This window comes from Mesorhizobium delmotii (assembly GCF_900149755.1).
In the GTDB taxonomy this organism is placed as follows: Bacteria; Pseudomonadota; Alphaproteobacteria; order Rhizobiales; family Rhizobiaceae; genus Mesorhizobium; species Mesorhizobium delmotii.
Genome location: NZ_FUIG01000002.1, coordinates 176,302 through 191,077 on the forward strand (window position 1 = coordinate 176,302; position 14,776 = coordinate 191,077).

The 14,776-nt window shown below is 61.0% G+C and carries 13 protein-coding genes; 7 read left to right on the forward strand and 6 right to left on the reverse strand.

Annotated features, from left to right (window positions below):
• Positions 1-2: 2 nt before the first annotated feature.
• Both BQ8482_RS00940 and BQ8482_RS00945 read left to right on the forward strand, forming a co-directional pair.
• Positions 3-542: a DUF1697 domain-containing protein gene (locus BQ8482_RS00940; RefSeq protein ID WP_123145864.1), complete on the forward strand. Its 540-nt coding sequence runs from the start codon at positions 3-5 to the stop codon at positions 540-542.
• Positions 543-903: 361 nt separating this feature from the next.
• Positions 904-1,206 carry a DUF982 domain-containing protein gene (locus BQ8482_RS00945; RefSeq protein ID WP_123145951.1) on the forward strand — a complete coding sequence of 101 codons (303 nt, stop codon included), beginning with the start codon at positions 904-906 and terminating at the stop codon, positions 1,204-1,206.
• 161 nt (positions 1,207-1,367) lie between these two features.
• Here the strand turns inward: BQ8482_RS00945 and BQ8482_RS00950 are convergent, their stop codons facing one another.
• Positions 1,368-2,051 (reverse strand): TetR/AcrR family transcriptional regulator, encoded by a 684-nt coding sequence (locus BQ8482_RS00950; protein WP_425294064.1) that lies wholly within the window; start codon positions 2,049-2,051, stop codon positions 1,368-1,370.
• 145 nt (positions 2,052-2,196) lie between these two features.
• On the opposite strand from BQ8482_RS00950, the gene BQ8482_RS00955 reads away from it, so the two are divergent.
• The 3 genes from BQ8482_RS00955 to BQ8482_RS00965 are packed head-to-tail and all read left to right on the forward strand — an operon-like array spanning position 2,197 to position 5,124.
• Positions 2,197-3,207, forward strand: coding sequence for an efflux RND transporter periplasmic adaptor subunit (locus BQ8482_RS00955; protein ID WP_123145866.1), 1,011 nt, complete (start codon positions 2,197-2,199; stop codon positions 3,205-3,207).
• Between the two features lie 7 nt (positions 3,208-3,214).
• The gene (locus BQ8482_RS00960) at positions 3,215-4,456 is read left to right on the forward strand and encodes an ABC transporter permease (protein ID WP_123145867.1); all 1,242 of its coding nucleotides are present in this window, start codon (positions 3,215-3,217) and stop codon (positions 4,454-4,456) included.
• A complete protein-coding gene (locus tag BQ8482_RS00965; RefSeq protein WP_123145868.1) occupies positions 4,453-5,124 on the forward strand; it encodes an ABC transporter ATP-binding protein in 672 nt (223 codons plus the stop codon). Before BQ8482_RS00960 ends, BQ8482_RS00965 begins: the two co-directional genes overlap by 4 nt.
• A 197-nt stretch (positions 5,125-5,321) precedes the next feature.
• On the opposite strand, the gene BQ8482_RS00970 is transcribed toward BQ8482_RS00965, so the two are convergent.
• The 3 genes from BQ8482_RS00970 to BQ8482_RS00980 all read right to left on the reverse strand — a co-directional run bounded on the left by BQ8482_RS00970 (position 5,322) and on the right by BQ8482_RS00980 (position 10,525).
• The gene (locus BQ8482_RS00970) at positions 5,322-7,097 is read right to left on the reverse strand and encodes an alpha,alpha-trehalose-phosphate synthase (UDP-forming) (RefSeq protein ID WP_123145952.1); all 1,776 of its coding nucleotides are present in this window, start codon (positions 7,095-7,097) and stop codon (positions 5,322-5,324) included.
• 160 nt (positions 7,098-7,257) lie between these two features.
• On the reverse strand, positions 7,258-9,420 hold the full coding sequence (locus BQ8482_RS00975) for an amylo-alpha-1,6-glucosidase (protein WP_123145869.1): 2,163 nt from the start codon (positions 9,418-9,420) through the stop codon (positions 7,258-7,260).
• Complete coding sequence (locus BQ8482_RS00980; protein ID WP_123145870.1) at positions 9,392-10,525, reverse strand: glycosyltransferase family 4 protein; 1,134 nt, start codon at positions 10,523-10,525, stop codon at positions 9,392-9,394. The genes BQ8482_RS00975 and BQ8482_RS00980 overlap by 29 nt, the downstream gene beginning before the upstream one ends.
• Positions 10,526-10,741: 216 nt before the next feature.
• Between BQ8482_RS00980 and BQ8482_RS00985 the strand changes: the two genes are divergently transcribed.
• A complete protein-coding gene (locus tag BQ8482_RS00985) occupies positions 10,742-11,044 on the forward strand; it encodes a DUF982 domain-containing protein (protein WP_123145871.1) in 303 nt (100 codons plus the stop codon).
• A 132-nt stretch (positions 11,045-11,176) separates the two neighbouring features.
• On the opposite strand, the gene BQ8482_RS00990 is transcribed toward BQ8482_RS00985, so the two are convergent.
• Positions 11,177-11,887: a helix-turn-helix transcriptional regulator gene (locus BQ8482_RS00990; protein ID WP_123145872.1), complete on the reverse strand. Its 711-nt coding sequence runs from the start codon at positions 11,885-11,887 to the stop codon at positions 11,177-11,179.
• Positions 11,888-12,360: 473 nt separating this feature from the next.
• Here BQ8482_RS00990 and BQ8482_RS00995 point away from each other — a divergent pair, with 473 nt between their 5' ends.
• Entirely contained in the window at positions 12,361-13,890 is a 1,530-nt protein-coding gene (locus BQ8482_RS00995; protein ID WP_342210919.1) for a PAS domain S-box protein, read from the forward strand.
• Positions 13,891-14,085: 195 nt separating this feature from the next.
• On the opposite strand, the gene BQ8482_RS01005 is transcribed toward BQ8482_RS00995, so the two are convergent.
• Entirely contained in the window at positions 14,086-14,760 is a 675-nt protein-coding gene (locus tag BQ8482_RS01005; RefSeq protein ID WP_123145874.1) for a LuxR C-terminal-related transcriptional regulator, read from the reverse strand.
• Positions 14,761-14,776: the final 16 nt, after the last annotated feature.

Genomic DNA, 14,776 nt, shown 5'->3' on the forward strand with positions numbered 1-14,776 from the left:
CCATGCAAACCTACGTCGCTCTGCTTTACAGCATCATCCTGGGCGAGGGACGTCGGGTCGTCATGTCCGATCTCAGGGCGATGGCGGAAGGCCTGGAGCTGAACAATCCACGCACGCTGGTGGCAACCGGCAATCTGGTCTTTGAGACGAAAAAGACAGAAACTGCCGCGCTGGAGCACCGGTTGGAGACGGCATTCGAAAAGACCTTCGGCCGCCATGTCGACATCATCGTGCGCCGCGCGGAGGACTGGTTGAAGCTTGCGGCCGGCAATCCGTTTCCCGCCGAATCGGCTGCCGCCGCGGATCAGGTAGCGGTGCGCGTGATGCGCAAGCCCGTTCCCGCTGAGGCCGTCGCGGCGCTGGAGGCCTATGTCGGCAAGGATGAGCGGATGCAGGCGGTCGGCGGCGACATCTGGATCGCATTTTCCCGCGAGACGCCAAGTTCGCGGTTGCTTGCAGCGGCAAGCCATAAACGGCTCGGGGTCGGCACCTCGCGCAACTGGAATACAGTGCGCAGGCTGGCCGAGATGCTCGGTGAATAGGGCTTCCACTTCTCCCACAAGCAAGGGGGAGAAGGGGAACATTATGTCATGCCTTCGCCGCCCCGGCTCCGGCGGAACTCGCCGTTTTCCCTGTAGAGAGCCTCGACGCGAGGGAAACGGCAACCGATTGATTTGCCGGCTTAGGCCTTATAGGCATTCGATGAAACTCGCGCTTATCGGCGGGCAACGGTTCGTCACATGGTTGTCACGTTTGGTGATTCGATTTCGGTCGAGTGATGTGAAAGACTTCGTTTTAGCCGGGCCTCTTTTTTAGCCCCGGGCTCTGTTTGCCGGAAACCAAATGGCCAGCCGTAAGTTTAAAGGTTCGATCAAGCACATAGCGATCGACCGGGAGGAAACGATGGATCGCCTGCAATTCTTTACGCCTGTGCGGATTTCGCGTGGGCAGGAAAGCCCTGCCGAAGAAATTTATAGCGTAGCCGAAGCGATGGGGTTCTTGCGTAAATGGCCGACAGGCCGACGTGGGCCAGTCTACCAGTGCGCAGTGAATTGCTGCTCCGCTGCTTTGGAGGGCCGGATGTCGGCAGAGGAAGCAAGGAAGGCTTTTGCCGGCTTCGCCCGCATCACGCGCCTGCTCGACGACGACATGGCACTGCCGATGGGCGGCGAAAATACTGATAACGTGCATGCGCTGAGGCGATGAACGTTCATATCTGGCAAAGTCACAGCACCTCGGGCGACATTGACGCCCCCTGATTTGGACAGCGCTGGCAAAACCATCTCCACGGCAGTACGCGGAGTCGCTGGGGCGATCTGTCAGGACGCGGTGAATTGCTGCTCCGCGGCCTTGGCGGGCTCGGCGGCTCACGGGCCTGCTTCGAGGAAAGCCCGGGCAAACCCGGGTTGCGCTGCTTCTATCGTTCCATCGGGCAGCTTCAAAAGCCGGTCGATTGCGATGCCATAGAGCCGCAGCCGGTCGTCGAGCAGCCGCGCCGCTTCGTCGATATTGCCCTGCTCGGCCTTCAGCAAGGCGCGGTGCATTACGTCCCGAAAGATCAGCCGCAGCTGCAAAAACATCTCGGCGAAAGCTTCCGGGTCGGGCACGTCGAAGATGCCTTCCTCGCTTCCTTTCCTGAGCAGATCGGTGATTATCGGCATGGCCAATTCCCTGGTCGCCTGGTCGACCCGATGGAAGAGGGCAAGGTTCTCGGGCCGGAACAGGACGAAAAACGTCTTGCGCAATTGCGGGGCGAGCTCGACGTTCAGCCGCCGCGAGCCGGCAAAGAGCGCATTGAGCCGGCCAAGCCCATCGAGTGAGGGATCGTTGAGCACGGGCTGCAACTCGGTGAAACTGTCGCGCGCGAGACGTGTGGCGAGCGCCTCCAGCAGAGCCTCTTTCGATGCGAAATAGTGGTAGAACGCGCCCTTCGACAGGCCGGCCTCGCGGATGATGTCGTTCACCGTCGTGTTGTCGTAGCCTTGCTCGAAGAAAAGCCGCTGGGCGCAGTCGAGGAGCTCGGCGGATCGTATCTCCGGCGGCTTTATCACTCGGGGCAAAATCGATCCTCAGAAAGTGCAGGTGGAGCAAGAGGAGCACGAACCGGTTCTTTATGCAACTTTTATAGACCGACGGTCGGTCTAGTGTTATGTCTGCCACTGCCCGACGTTCGGATTCGATGATGGAGGGAGATTCTTGCGACGGATACGCTGGATCGTCGGCATCGTTCTTGTCGCGGCGGCTGCTGCTTCCGGCGCTTGGTATCTGTGGCAGCCGGCCAAGGTTTCGGTCGTGACGCCACAACGCGGCGACGCGGCGGAAATCGTTTACGCGAGCGGCTCCGTCGAGCCGCGAACCTGGGCCAAGGTGACTCCCGTGGTCCGCGAGAGGATCGTCGAGCAATGTAATTGCGAGGGGTCGAGGGTTGCACAAGGCGACGTGCTCGCCAAGCTCGACGACAGCGAGGCCCGGGCCGTGCTTGGCGAGCTCGAAGCGCGTCAAGCGCTTGCCCAGGAAGAGCTCCGGCGGCTGACGGTGCTTGCCGAAAGGCGTGCTGCGAGCCAGCAGGCGCTCGATCGTGCGCAGAGCGAGCTCGGCCAGATCGAGGCGCTGGTTGCCGGACAGAAAGCGCGACTCGACACCTACGTCTTGCGAGCGCCGAGCGCCGGTGTCGTGCTCAGGCAGGACGGCGAGGTGGGTGAGGTCGCCGAGCTCGGCACGGTGTTATTCTGGGTCGGCGAGCCGAAGCCGCTCCTGGTGGTCGCCGAGGTCAACGAGGAGGATATCCCCCGGGTCGAGGTCGGCCAGCGCGCGCTGCTTAAATCGGATGCGTTCCTTAGGCGGAACCTGGAAGCGGTGGTCGACAGCATCACGCCCAAGGGCGATCCGGTGACGAAGACCTATCGCGTCCGTTTCCGCCTGCCGGACGATACGCCGCTTCGTATAGGCATGTCGACCGACGTGAACATCGTCATCCGCGTTTCGAAAAATGCGCTGTTGATCCCGCCCGCTGCGATGGATGGGAACAAGCTGTTCATAGTCGAAGGCGACAAGGCCCGGCGCCGTGAAGTCCGAACGGGCATTCGCGGCACCAATGGCATCGAGGTTCTGTCAGGTGTCGACGAGAAGGCTCGCGTCATCTCGCCCTACCCCGCCGACCTGGCCGACGGGGGGCGCGTAAGCATCACCGCCGCCCAGGAGAGATAAAGCAACGATGCCTCTCATCTTCGACATCGCCATCACGCATATTGCCGGCCGCGGTCGCCAGACGCTGGTTGCCGTGATCGGCGTTGCGGTCGGTGTCGGATTCTCCATCGCCATGGCGGCGCTGATGCAGGGCGGGCAGGACGATTTCGTCAGGCAGCTCGTCGATACGATGCCGCATGTCGACATCACCGACGAGCAGCGCACCGCCCGCCGCCAGCCAGCCGAAAATGCCTTCGCGACAGCTGCGATCTCCGGGCTCAGGCCGCGCGACGATCGCCGCGGCATCATCAATCCGACCGCCGCGACCTCCTGGCTCGAGAGCTGGATTCCCGGCCGGTTCGCGGCAAGCCTCAAAACGCAGGGGGTGATCCGCTATTCCAGCCGCGAAGTCGGCGCGGCGATCATTGGGATCGAACCGGAGCGCGAGTCCGGCGTGTCGCCGATCGTCGGAGACTTCGTCGAAGGCAGCTTTTCGGCACTTGCCGCGGGCGGCAACAACGTGCTCATCGGCGACACGATGGCGAGCCGGCTCGGCGCCGGGTTCGGCGACACGATAACGGCGGTCTCCTCCGAGGGGCTGACGCGCAACTTCAAGATCGCTGGCCTGTTCCACACCGGCACCACCGCGCGCGACGAAGGTGAGGCCTATGTACTGCTGAAGAACGCGCAGATCCTCTCCGCGCGTCCAAACGCCATCAACGAGATCCGCATCAAGCTCGACGATCCCAACCGCGCTCCGGCGGTGGCGCAGCGTGCCGAGGCCGAACTGGGCTACAAGGCCGTAGCGTGGCAGGAGGCGAATGAATCGATCCTCGAAGCGCTCGTCGTGCGCAACGTCATCATGTACACCGTCGTCGGCGCGATCATGCTGGTCGCTGGCTTCGGCATCTACAACATCATCTCGACCATCACGCACGAGAAGGCGCGCGACATCGCCATCATGAAGTCGCTTGGCTTTCCGGAGTCCGACATGCGCCGGCTCTTTCTGCTGGAAGGCGTGGCGATCGGCGCGGCCGGGTCCGTGCTCGGCGGGCTGTTCGGCGTTTCCATGACCTATGCACTGTCGCTTGTGCGTTTCGAGATCGCCGCGACCGGCCAGGAGATGACCCGGCTGCCGATCGCCTGGAGCTTGATGCACTACGTCATTGCGTCGGCTTTCGCGCTAGGCTCGGCGGCAGTGGCCGGCTACCTGCCGGCGCGCCGCGCGGCGCGCCTGAACCCCGTCGAGATCATCAGAGGCGCGTCATGAGCGCACTCATCGAGACCGTGAAACTGACGCGCGTGCTGCCCGAGACCGTTCCCGTCACGCTGGTCAAGGACATCACGCTCGCGATCAACGAGAGAGAATTCGTCGCCGTCACCGGTCCCTCCGGGTCCGGCAAATCCTCATTGCTCTATCTGCTCGGGCTGCTGGACCGGCCGACTGCCGGGAGGTTGAGAATAGGCGGCCGCGACACCGAGCCGATGAATGAAAGGGAGCGCGCGCGGACCAGGCTTTCGATGCTGGGCTTCGTGTTCCAGTTTCATTTTCTGCTGCCGGAGTTCACGGCGCGCGAGAATGTCGAAATCCCAATGCGCAAATTGGGCCGCCTGGCGCGGCCTCAGATGCGCGAACGGGCCGGGGAGCTGCTTTCATCCCTGGGGCTCGGCGAACATCTCGAGAAGCGGCCCGACCAGCTCTCGGGCGGCCAGCGTCAGCGCGTCGCGGTGGCGCGCTCGCTCGCCAATGACCCGCCGCTTATCCTCGCCGATGAGCCGACGGGGAGCCTCGACAGCAAGAGCTCCGAGCAGGTCTTCGCAATCCTGGAGAATCTTGTGCGCGAGCGCGGCAAGACCGTCGTGGCGGTTACGCATGATCTCGACATGGCTGCGCGCATGGATCGCCGCATTCACATCGTGGACGGGAAGATCGGCTGATCAGCTTCTCCAGTGGGCCGAGGCGATGGGCAGGGCGCGTTAATCCGATCGAGGTCACCTTGGCGCCTTCCTGATGGGGTTTCTCAAGGACGTCTGGCGCTTGCAGTCGATATACGAACCGTTAACTTAACTCAGAACGTCGAACTGGCGCAGTATTCAGGAGAACTGGTACATGACGCAGCGGCAGCGAATGCTCGTCACGACACTGCCTTTCTTGCCCGCTCGAACATGGGAATCACATTGTTGTTCGATGGCCGCTCGCCGTTGCCCGTCACCCGGTCGAGGTCGCCGCGCTTGCGAAGGCGGGCCGCGTCCAGAAGCATGCTGCCGGCCCATCGATAGACGTTGTTGTCGCGGACCATCTCGCGCATGGGCCGCATACGCTCGCGCTGTTCCTCCGGCGTCATGGTCAGCGCCTGCAGCAGCGCTTCGCTCGTCATGGCCGTATCGTAGGGATTGACGATCAATGCCTCCAGAAGTTCGCGCGAAGCGCCGGCAAAGGTGCTGAGCAACAACACGCCCTGTTCGTCGTCGCGCGCCGCGACGAATTCCTTGGCCACCAAGTTCATGCCGTCATGCAGGCTGGTGACCATGCATATGTCGGCGGCGCGATAGAATTCGTAGACCTGTTCCTGCGGGTGATGTTTGTCTACCATTAGGACAGGACTGTAATCCTCGCTGCCGTAGCGCTGGTTGAGCTCTTCGACGTAGCGGCGGCATTCATCGTGGAGTTGCCTGTAAGCCGGGAGTGTGCCGCGGCTGGGTGCTGCGATCTGTAGGAGAACCAGTTTCCCGACCCATTCGGGATGTCTCGTGAACAATTCTTCCAGCGCCCGGAAACGGTCGAGAATGCCCTTCGTGTAGTCGAGACGCTCGACGCCGACGCACAGTTTGACATCCTCTTTCAGTCCGAACCTCTCGCGCAGGCGGGCGCGGCATTCGTCGACATCAGGAAGTTTCGCCAAAAGTTCGGCCGGCCATTCTATGGAGATGGGATAGGCGTGCACCAGCGTCGTCTGTCCGCCGTAGGAGATCGCCGCATCGGCCCGCTCTATACGGCTTTCCAGAAAGCGATCGACGCTTTCGGCGAAATTGTTGGCATGGAACTGGGTATGGAAGCCGATGATGGAGCTGCCGAGCAAGCCCTCCAGTATCCGTTCACGCCATGGACAGATGCTGTACACTTCCGAGTTGGGCCATGGGATATGCCAGAAAGTGATGACGATCGCCTCGGGCAGGCGCTCTCGGATCATGCGCGGCAAGAGCGCGAAGTGATAGTCCTGGACCAGCACGATCGGCCGCTCGTTGCGCGCTTCGGCAACCACAGTATCGGCGAACTTCCGGTTGACGGCCTCATAGGCCTCCCAATCCGACGCACGGAAAATCGGGCGGGTGAAGGCGATATGGCAAAGCGGCCACAGACCTTCATTGGCGAAGCCCAGATAATAGCCCTGGTATTCTTCCTCCGTCAGCCAGACCCTGCGCAGCGCGTAGGACGGATTGCCAGGCGGCACCTCAATCCGGTCGTTCTTGTCGACCGTGAGGCGGTCCGCTGTTCCGCCGCCATAGGCGATCCAGGTGCCGGCACAGGCGCGGGTGATCGGCTCGAGCGCCGAAACCAGCCCGCTGGCCGGTACCAAGAGCTCGACGCTATCATCCTTGATGTTGTGGATATAGGGCTCGCGGTTGGATACCACGATCACCTGCGTCTCCGGCAGATCGTCCGCCAGGATCTTGCGCAAGGTGTCGGGCGACCATGTGATCAGTGCGGCATCGGCCGAGTGGCCGTTCTTTTCAAACTCCCGCAGCACTTTGCGAGCCGCTTCCGAAGCCACGTCCTCGCCTGCGGCGTATGCGACCGCTGGTGTGTGGCTGTGGCGCCGTTGGAATACCGAGAACACCACGGCAACAGCGGAAAGGCCGAGGCTTGCAAGGATCAGAATCCAGAGTACCTCTATGCCATAGTCTGACATTGGAACAACGATTTTCCTCCGGTTGGTGGCCGTTTTTCTTTTTTTCAAGCCGGCCACTGGTGACAGGCCGCTGTGCGCCGGCATGATTTTGCAACGCACGGATGGGGCCATCGGTTCCGGTAGTTTAAGCGCGGCGGTCAATTCGATGCGTAAAGCCAAACTAGGTCCGCACGATGAGCGGCACTAACCCCTCATGTCGGTCGGCGAGAAAGGCGACGACCCTGTCGCCGACGCGCTGAAATGTCAGATCCACCGCCCTTGCGCCAATGCCCAGATGCCTCAGCGTGAGCATGTCGATACCAATCGGCAGCCTGGGCCGGGTCACGTGGATTTCGCCGTCCCAGCCGTGGATCTCCAGGCCGAGGCAGGCCTGCATCAGCATGAAGGCAGACCCGGCCGACCACGCCTGCGGCAAGCAGGCGACGGGATAGGCGATCGGCGCTTCGCCCGGCGCGCGGGTAAAACCGCAGAACAGTTCGGGCAACCGCATGTTGAAATGGACCGCCGATTCGAAGGTACTGCTCATCAGCCGGACCACGCTTTCACGCTCGCCAAAGCGTGCCAGACCGGCGCCGCACATGGCGGTGTCATGCGGCCAGATCGATCCGTTGTGGTATGACATCGGGTTGAAGAACACAGCATCGTCGGCGACCGTCCTCAGCCCCCAGCCCGAATGGAAGGACGCCGAAAGCAGTTGGTCGGCGACCATCTGCGCCCGCGTCGGCTCGGGGAGCCCGACATAGAGAAGATGCCCGACATTAGACGTCCGCACTTTGCAGGGCTCGCTGGCGCCATCAATCGCCAAGGCATAGAAGCCGAGGTCGTCCAGCCAGAAATGGTGCTCCACAGCGGCGCGCATGGCCTCGGCGCGGCTGTCCCAATGATCGGCCCTGTCGTCCTCGCCGCGGCGACGGGCGAGCGCCGCCAGCCCCCGGAACGCGGCAAAGACATAGCCTTGCACCTCCACCAGGGCGATCGGTCCCTTGGGGATTCGGCCATCTGCATGGAAGACGGAATCGATACTGTCCTTCCATCCCTGGTTGGTGAGGCCGGACTCGGCTGCACGCTGATAGGTGACGAAGCCGGTCGGCCGGCTTGCCTCCTCGGTCCATTCAGCCGCGGCGCAGAGCGACGGCCACAGGCTGTCGACGAACGCCATGTCACCGGTACGGTCCGCATAGGCGCAGGCGAGATGGATGTAGAGCGGCGTCGTGTCGACACCGCCATAGTAGCGGCCGAAGGGGAGCTCCCGCAGCGCCGCCATTTCGCCTTTGCGGGTCTCGTGCATGATCTTACCCGGCTGCGAATCGCTGAACGGCGATGTCTCTGTCGCCTGGTGCTGGGCAAGGAAGGCCAGCACGCCTCGCGCCAAGCCCGGGTTGAGCCACAGCATCTGCAACGCGGAGATCACGCCGTCGCGGCCGAACGCCGTCGAAAACCAGGGGATGCCCGCATAGGGGTAGGGTCCGGTCGTAAGCTCGGTGGTCAGCAGCGCCACATCCGCGCGAGCGCGCGCGACCCAATCGTTGAAGACGCGCCCGGAACTGTGCACCGTGGCACCATGGCGGCGCTTAACCCGCATGCCGAAGCGAGCCCGGGCCGCGGCGGCGCGGAAGCGATCGCGGTTCGGCGTTTCCGCGACCTCGGGACCGACCTCGACATACAGCGCCTTGCTGCTGCGCCTCGTCAAGGCAATCAGGAAATCCGCACGGTCGGCCGTCAGATGGTCCGGCGCCTGCGAGAACGATATCGCCGACATCCGCGCCAGCCCGTCCAACCCGTCGTAGCGAAGCAGGACGGAGGTCGCATCGGTCTCGGCAGCATGGGCCATACCGCGCTTCAGCCTTGTCGAGCCGCGCACTTCGAACATGTCACGGAAGTCGGCTGCAAAATGCAGCGAAATGCGGATAGTGGAGTGTTCCTGACTGTAATTGGAAAGGGTGATGCGTTCAAACAGCCGGTCCTGCCAAAGCAGCCTGACGCGTTCGATATGGATCGCGCCCTGCGGAATGTCCCGGCCGTGGACGCTCTGCATCGGCAGATTGGTCAGGTTGGAGGTGAAGAGCACATTGTCCTGGCTGAGCGACGCACCGAGCAGCGATGTCTGCCGGCCGCCGACGATCAGCCGGAATTCGGAAAGCACTCGCGTGTCGTCACGGAAGAAACCATCGCCGGCGCCGCGGATATCGCCGTAGGCGTCGGCCACGGCGAAGCAATCGCCTTGCTTGAGGGCGAACAGCCGATGCGGCTCTCGAGGTGCGGTGGCGTCCAGGGACGCAAGTGCTACGGCGGGATCAAGCTTGCGCTCGTCGAGTTGGGCCATTCGCTACATATCTCTCTCGTTTCGCCCCCGAGGTAATGCCGCTCACGACCGCTCTTGCTTCGGCCGACGCACCAATCAGGCGCGCGTAGGCGGAAACGTAGTCGCGGGTCATTCTTTTGGCGGAAAACCGCCTCTCGAAGACAGCTCGAACCTTCCGCCTGTCGAGCCGCAGCATGCCCGGCACCGATGCGACCGCGCCCTCCATGGAATTCACGATAAAACCGGTTATGCCTTGATCGACGATTTCCGGCATGGCGCCGGAATTCCAGGCGATCACCGGCGTGCCGCAGGCCATCGCTTCTATGACGGCAAGACCGAACGGCTCGGGCCAGTCGATCGGGAATACGAGGCCCACCGCCTTGCCGAGGAATTCCGCTTTCTTGTCCTCCTCGATCTCGCCGACATAGTCGACACGGTCACCGTCGACCAGCGGCTCGATCATCTCTCGGAAATAGGCCCGGTCGTCGTCGCCGATCTTTGCCGCAAGCTTCAGTTTCAGCCCCGAGCGCAGCGCGATCTCGATGGCACGATCCGGACGCTTATCGCGCGACATCCGGCCAAGGAAGGCGAGGTAGGGCTCCCCTGGGCTCGGCTCGAAAACCGGTTTGTAGAGTTCGATAGGCAGCCCGTGGTGGATCGTCGTCAGCCAGTTGGCGTTGGCGAGCCCCGTTCTTTGGCTACGGGAAACGGAGATCATCGGAAAGCGCGGAAAACGCTCATAGGCCGGCGCCAGATCGACATAGTCGAGCCTGCCATGCGGCGTCGTCACCGTCCGCTCGGGCATGTGCTCGAAAAAAGAAAAATGCAGGAAATGGCTGAGGTGAAAATGAATGATATCAAATTCTTGAGATCGTTTCCTCACCTCGGAAAGCATCGAAAGGTGCGCGGCTGTCTCGGATTTCAGCGGGCGTGGGTCAAGACGCAGCGCACGCTCGCGACACGGCACCAATTTTGCCGACGTTTTTGTATCGCCACTGGCGAACAAGGTTACGTCATGGCCAAGCTCGACCAATCCTTCGGTCAGATAGAAGACAATGCGCTCCGTACCTCCATAGAGCCGAGGCGGTACGGATTCATGGAGCGGCGCCACATGGGCTATTCTCATAGTCTGGCATTTCCCTCAAAGATCATCGCTGAAGTCGAAATGCATCACCCCCCCCGAACGTTCCCGCCACGGCAAGAAGTCGGGCGATGACTGGCCATTCACTCAGCCGACCCGTTGCCATTTAGCAAGGGTGGGCGTTTTTGCCGGGAACCAATTGGCTGGCCGTGAATTTAGCTAGGTTCGATCGAACGCATCGCGATCGACCGGGAGGAAACGATGAATCGCCTGCAGTTCTTTACGCCGGTGCGAATTTCGTGCGGGCAGGGGAAACCTGTCGAAGAAATCGACAGTGTCAACGAAGCGATGACGTTTTTGCGCCATTGGCCGAAAGGGCGGCGCGGCCCGGTGTATCAATGCGCGCTGAACTGCTGCGCTGCGGCTCTGGCGGGCCAGATGTCTGCCGAGGAAGCAAGAAAGGCTTTTACGGGCTTTGCCCGGATCACCCGGCTGCTGGATGACGACATGGCGCTGCCGATGGGCGGCGAAAAGATGGACAGCGCATTCGCGCCGAGGCGATAGACGTCGCGACTGCCGAGGTTGGCCTCTGCTCGTCGGAGCCAGGCTTAGCTGAGCAAGCCGGTGCCACGAACCGCGCAACGCGACGCGCAATCTGCAGGGCCGATGCCCGGGCGCCTGGATCCAAGCCGGCCCTTATGGCAAGACCGAAATGCGCCCGAGAAGAGCCACCAGTTCCGCCTGACGTCTCGTTTCGGTCTTGGCGAACAGCGAGGCAAGCTGGGAGCGGATCGTGGTGCGGCTGAGGCGCCAACTGCGGGCGATCTCCAACGGAGCATCGCCCTGAGCCAAGCGCAGCGCAAGGTGCGTTTCCGCGCTCGTCAAGCCAAACATCCTTTGCAGTGTCTGAGGATTTGGCCCCGACCTGCTCTCACGGTCCAACAATGCCACAATGCTCGTTCCGTCAGGAGCGATCAGGCCGTTCTCTTTCAGTACCACCGGCCTGTCACCTCTGCTGCGGATCACCACCCAAGACAGGGATCCCGGCAGGAAATGGGCCGGAACATTCGCGATCAGCCGTTTTAGGGCTACCGAAAGCTCGCTGGCTGTATCAGCCGGCTCCCCCTGGCGCTCCAGCGTGGTTTGAGCGGCGGCATTCCATTCGATGACTTTTCTTTCGCGGTTCAGTACGAGATAGCCACAGCCGATGCGATCAAGCATCCCCGTGACGGATTCCAGGCTGCGTCTCCGCGGTTCGTCGGCCCCTGCGTCCGGTCGTTCAGATGCACCAATCGAATGATAAGCATATGACGGCCGCATCATCTGGGCGCCAGGGTTATACTTGGCTCCTATTGTAACGTTCCGTTTGCCCGCAACCGCATCACTGTGTCTCTCGATCATAGCCATTTTTAACCTCCCCAAAGGTTCGTCAGCCCGTAGTAAATCGTTCGTGATTTACGAACAGTCTTCTTGCGTGGGGCTCGTGAAAAAACGGGCCCTACTACCTTGAAATTCGATATATTCTGAGGAGTTATGACCAAGTCATGCTCCCCCCACGAGATAAAATGCGCGCTGTGATAGTGGTATGGCAATCCGGCAGTCGTACTAGGTTGTACGTTTTTTGCTCTAGTCTCGACGGCCTAGTCAAAAGGTTGTAGTCTATGCCCATGAACTCGCAGTCGCGCAGGTCGGATTCGAACCCATCAGTCAGACTGCTAACTCACCTTGCCTCCGTATTGGTGCTGGCTGCTACACTGATATTTGAAACAAGAGCGTCAGTATATATTGGGGAGGGATCGAGTTTTCTGGAGTTTATACCAGCTATTATTATCATTTCCTACCTTGAAGACCGTGGGCCTGCGCTTGCGGCGACAATCCTGATGGTGGCTGCCGGCCTATTGGCACGAAGCACCCTGCATGGTCAGATATCCAGCGAAGATTGGGCGCGCGCCATTTTGCTTGTGGTTTCGGGGGGCGTGATTGCCGTGACGTTTCATCGGCTGCGGCAGGACTTGCGTGAGCTGCTGGAAGTAGCAGAGGCCAGACTCGCCGCCGTCGAAGCAACTGAAAGCCGCTACCGCTGGGCTTTCGAACGCGCCGCCATGGGATTCGCAAACACCAACGAGAAAGGTGAGCTGCTGCAATCCAACAGACGCCTCAGTGAGATGACTGGCTACGAGGAGGAGGAGCTTGCCCAATTGCGGCTCGAGACACTCGTTCATCCGGACGACCGTGATGCCTTGGAGCAGTTGCTGGCGGGCCTGGGTAACGACTCTGCTTCGTTCGCTTCGGAGGTTCGTCTGTTAAGAAAGAACGGTTCGGCATTCTGGGCGCGGCTAACCCTGTCTTCGTCCGTGCCCGACGGGGTTCTCTCAGAGAGCATCTTCGTAGTGGTCGACGATATCTCGGAACGACGAGCCGTACACGAAGCGCTTCGGGCTCAGAAGGAGTGGCTGGATCTCGCTTTGTCTGCCGGACGCCTGGCCACGTGGCGGATCGACCTTAAAGACGGGATCGTCACCGGATCGGGCACGTTCTGGGACATTCTCGGCCTGCCCCCGGCCGCTAGCCGCCGTTTGGAGGAACTGTCAGCCGTTGTCCATCCGGCGGACTGGCCAAAGCTGGTAGCATCGAGAAAGCTCGCATCAGTCACGAACTACGACGTCGAGATTCGCGTCCGACGACCGGACGGACATATCCGCTGGGTTGCCCTGCGCGGAAGGGAAGAGAAATACGATGATCGTCTACAGCGGCTCGGCGTGGCCGCCGACCTGACCGAGCGAAGACAAACCACGCTGCTGCGCGCCGCGGCAAAGAAGCGGGAGCGCATCATGCTCGAACAACGCCACAGGTTCAGCAACCTATTTCCTGTGATCACGGCGCTGGTGAAAATGGTCAATGTTCCGGAGAACAATGTCGCCAGGTACAAGGAGACGCTCATCGACCGGATTCGTTCGCTTGAGGCAACGCATCTGCTCCTTTCAGGCAACAGCAGCGCGTCGGGAATGCTCCACGATCTCGTTGTTCAGGAGTTGCAACCGTACATGGGGACACGCGACATATCAGTCAGCGGTCCCTCCGTTGCGATGTCAGGCGGCGCCGCCGAGAGCTTTGCGATGATTGTTCACGAGCTTGCGACCAATTCCCTGAAACATGGAGCGCTTGGCGATTCAAAAGGCCGGATCGAGGTAAATTGGACATTCGCGTCTGAAGACGCACGCAGTGACATCGTGTTCGAGTGGGTGGAATCGGGGCGGCGGCGGACTTCAAAAGTTGTCCGTCATGGGTTCGGTTCTATGATAATCGGAGTGGATGGGGCGCCGCTTGTCGGTTACTCGCCTAAGTTGGAAATGTCGGATCACGGGCTGCAATATTCGCTGCGGCTGTCGCGCAAGGAAATCGGCCCTTAGCGCTTTGACGCAAAAATCGGGCTCGTTTCTAAAGCGCGTCGCGTTTGACCGGCCTCACGCGACGCGCTTTAGGTTGTTGTTTATGCATGTCGTTATCGCAAAACCGCTGCACACTTTTGCGCGACATGCATTAGAAGGCATAACGCGCAGGTTCAAAGCTTTAGAGCGTGCCTTGCGCGTCCAGGATGCGGCGCTCTAATTGACATCCCTCGTTAGCCAGGTCTTCAGCATAACGGCAGCCTCTGTTCGATTCCGTACCCCAAGCTCACGCAGAACCGCAGCGGCATGAATTTTCGTCGTCGCTTCGGCGATTTCCAGATCGCGCGCAATTTCCTTATTCGAGTACCCTTCCGCCATCAGCTTGAGGACCTCCTTTTGCCTCGAGGTTAGCCTGCCAAGATTGCCACTGGTGGTACGTCGGGGTGGGATATGCTCGGATGGAGTAGGTACGTGAGTTGCTTGCGCGGCACCCGGGCGCGACAGAAGTGCAGGCACGTAGATGCGGCCCGAGAGGATTTCGTTGACGGCCATAACGACCTCCTCGTCTCTTTGCGACTTTACGATATAGCCGTGAAGTCCGATCGAGAGAGCCGTGAGTATCTCCGAGCGTGAATCGTTCCCGGAAACAATCGCAAATCGCGTATCCGGATAAGCCGACAGAATGCCGCTGAGCACTTCCTGATTGAACAATCCCGGCATGTTCAAGTCCAGGATCGCAAGATCAACGGACGCCTGTTCCGCCAACAGACTGAGTACGGCATCGAAACACGACGCCTCAAATATTTCCACACCTGGAATGCCTGCGGTCAGTGCCAATCGCAAGCCACGACGATACAAGCCGTGATCGTCGGCGATAACGATTCGATACATTGAACTACCCCAACCA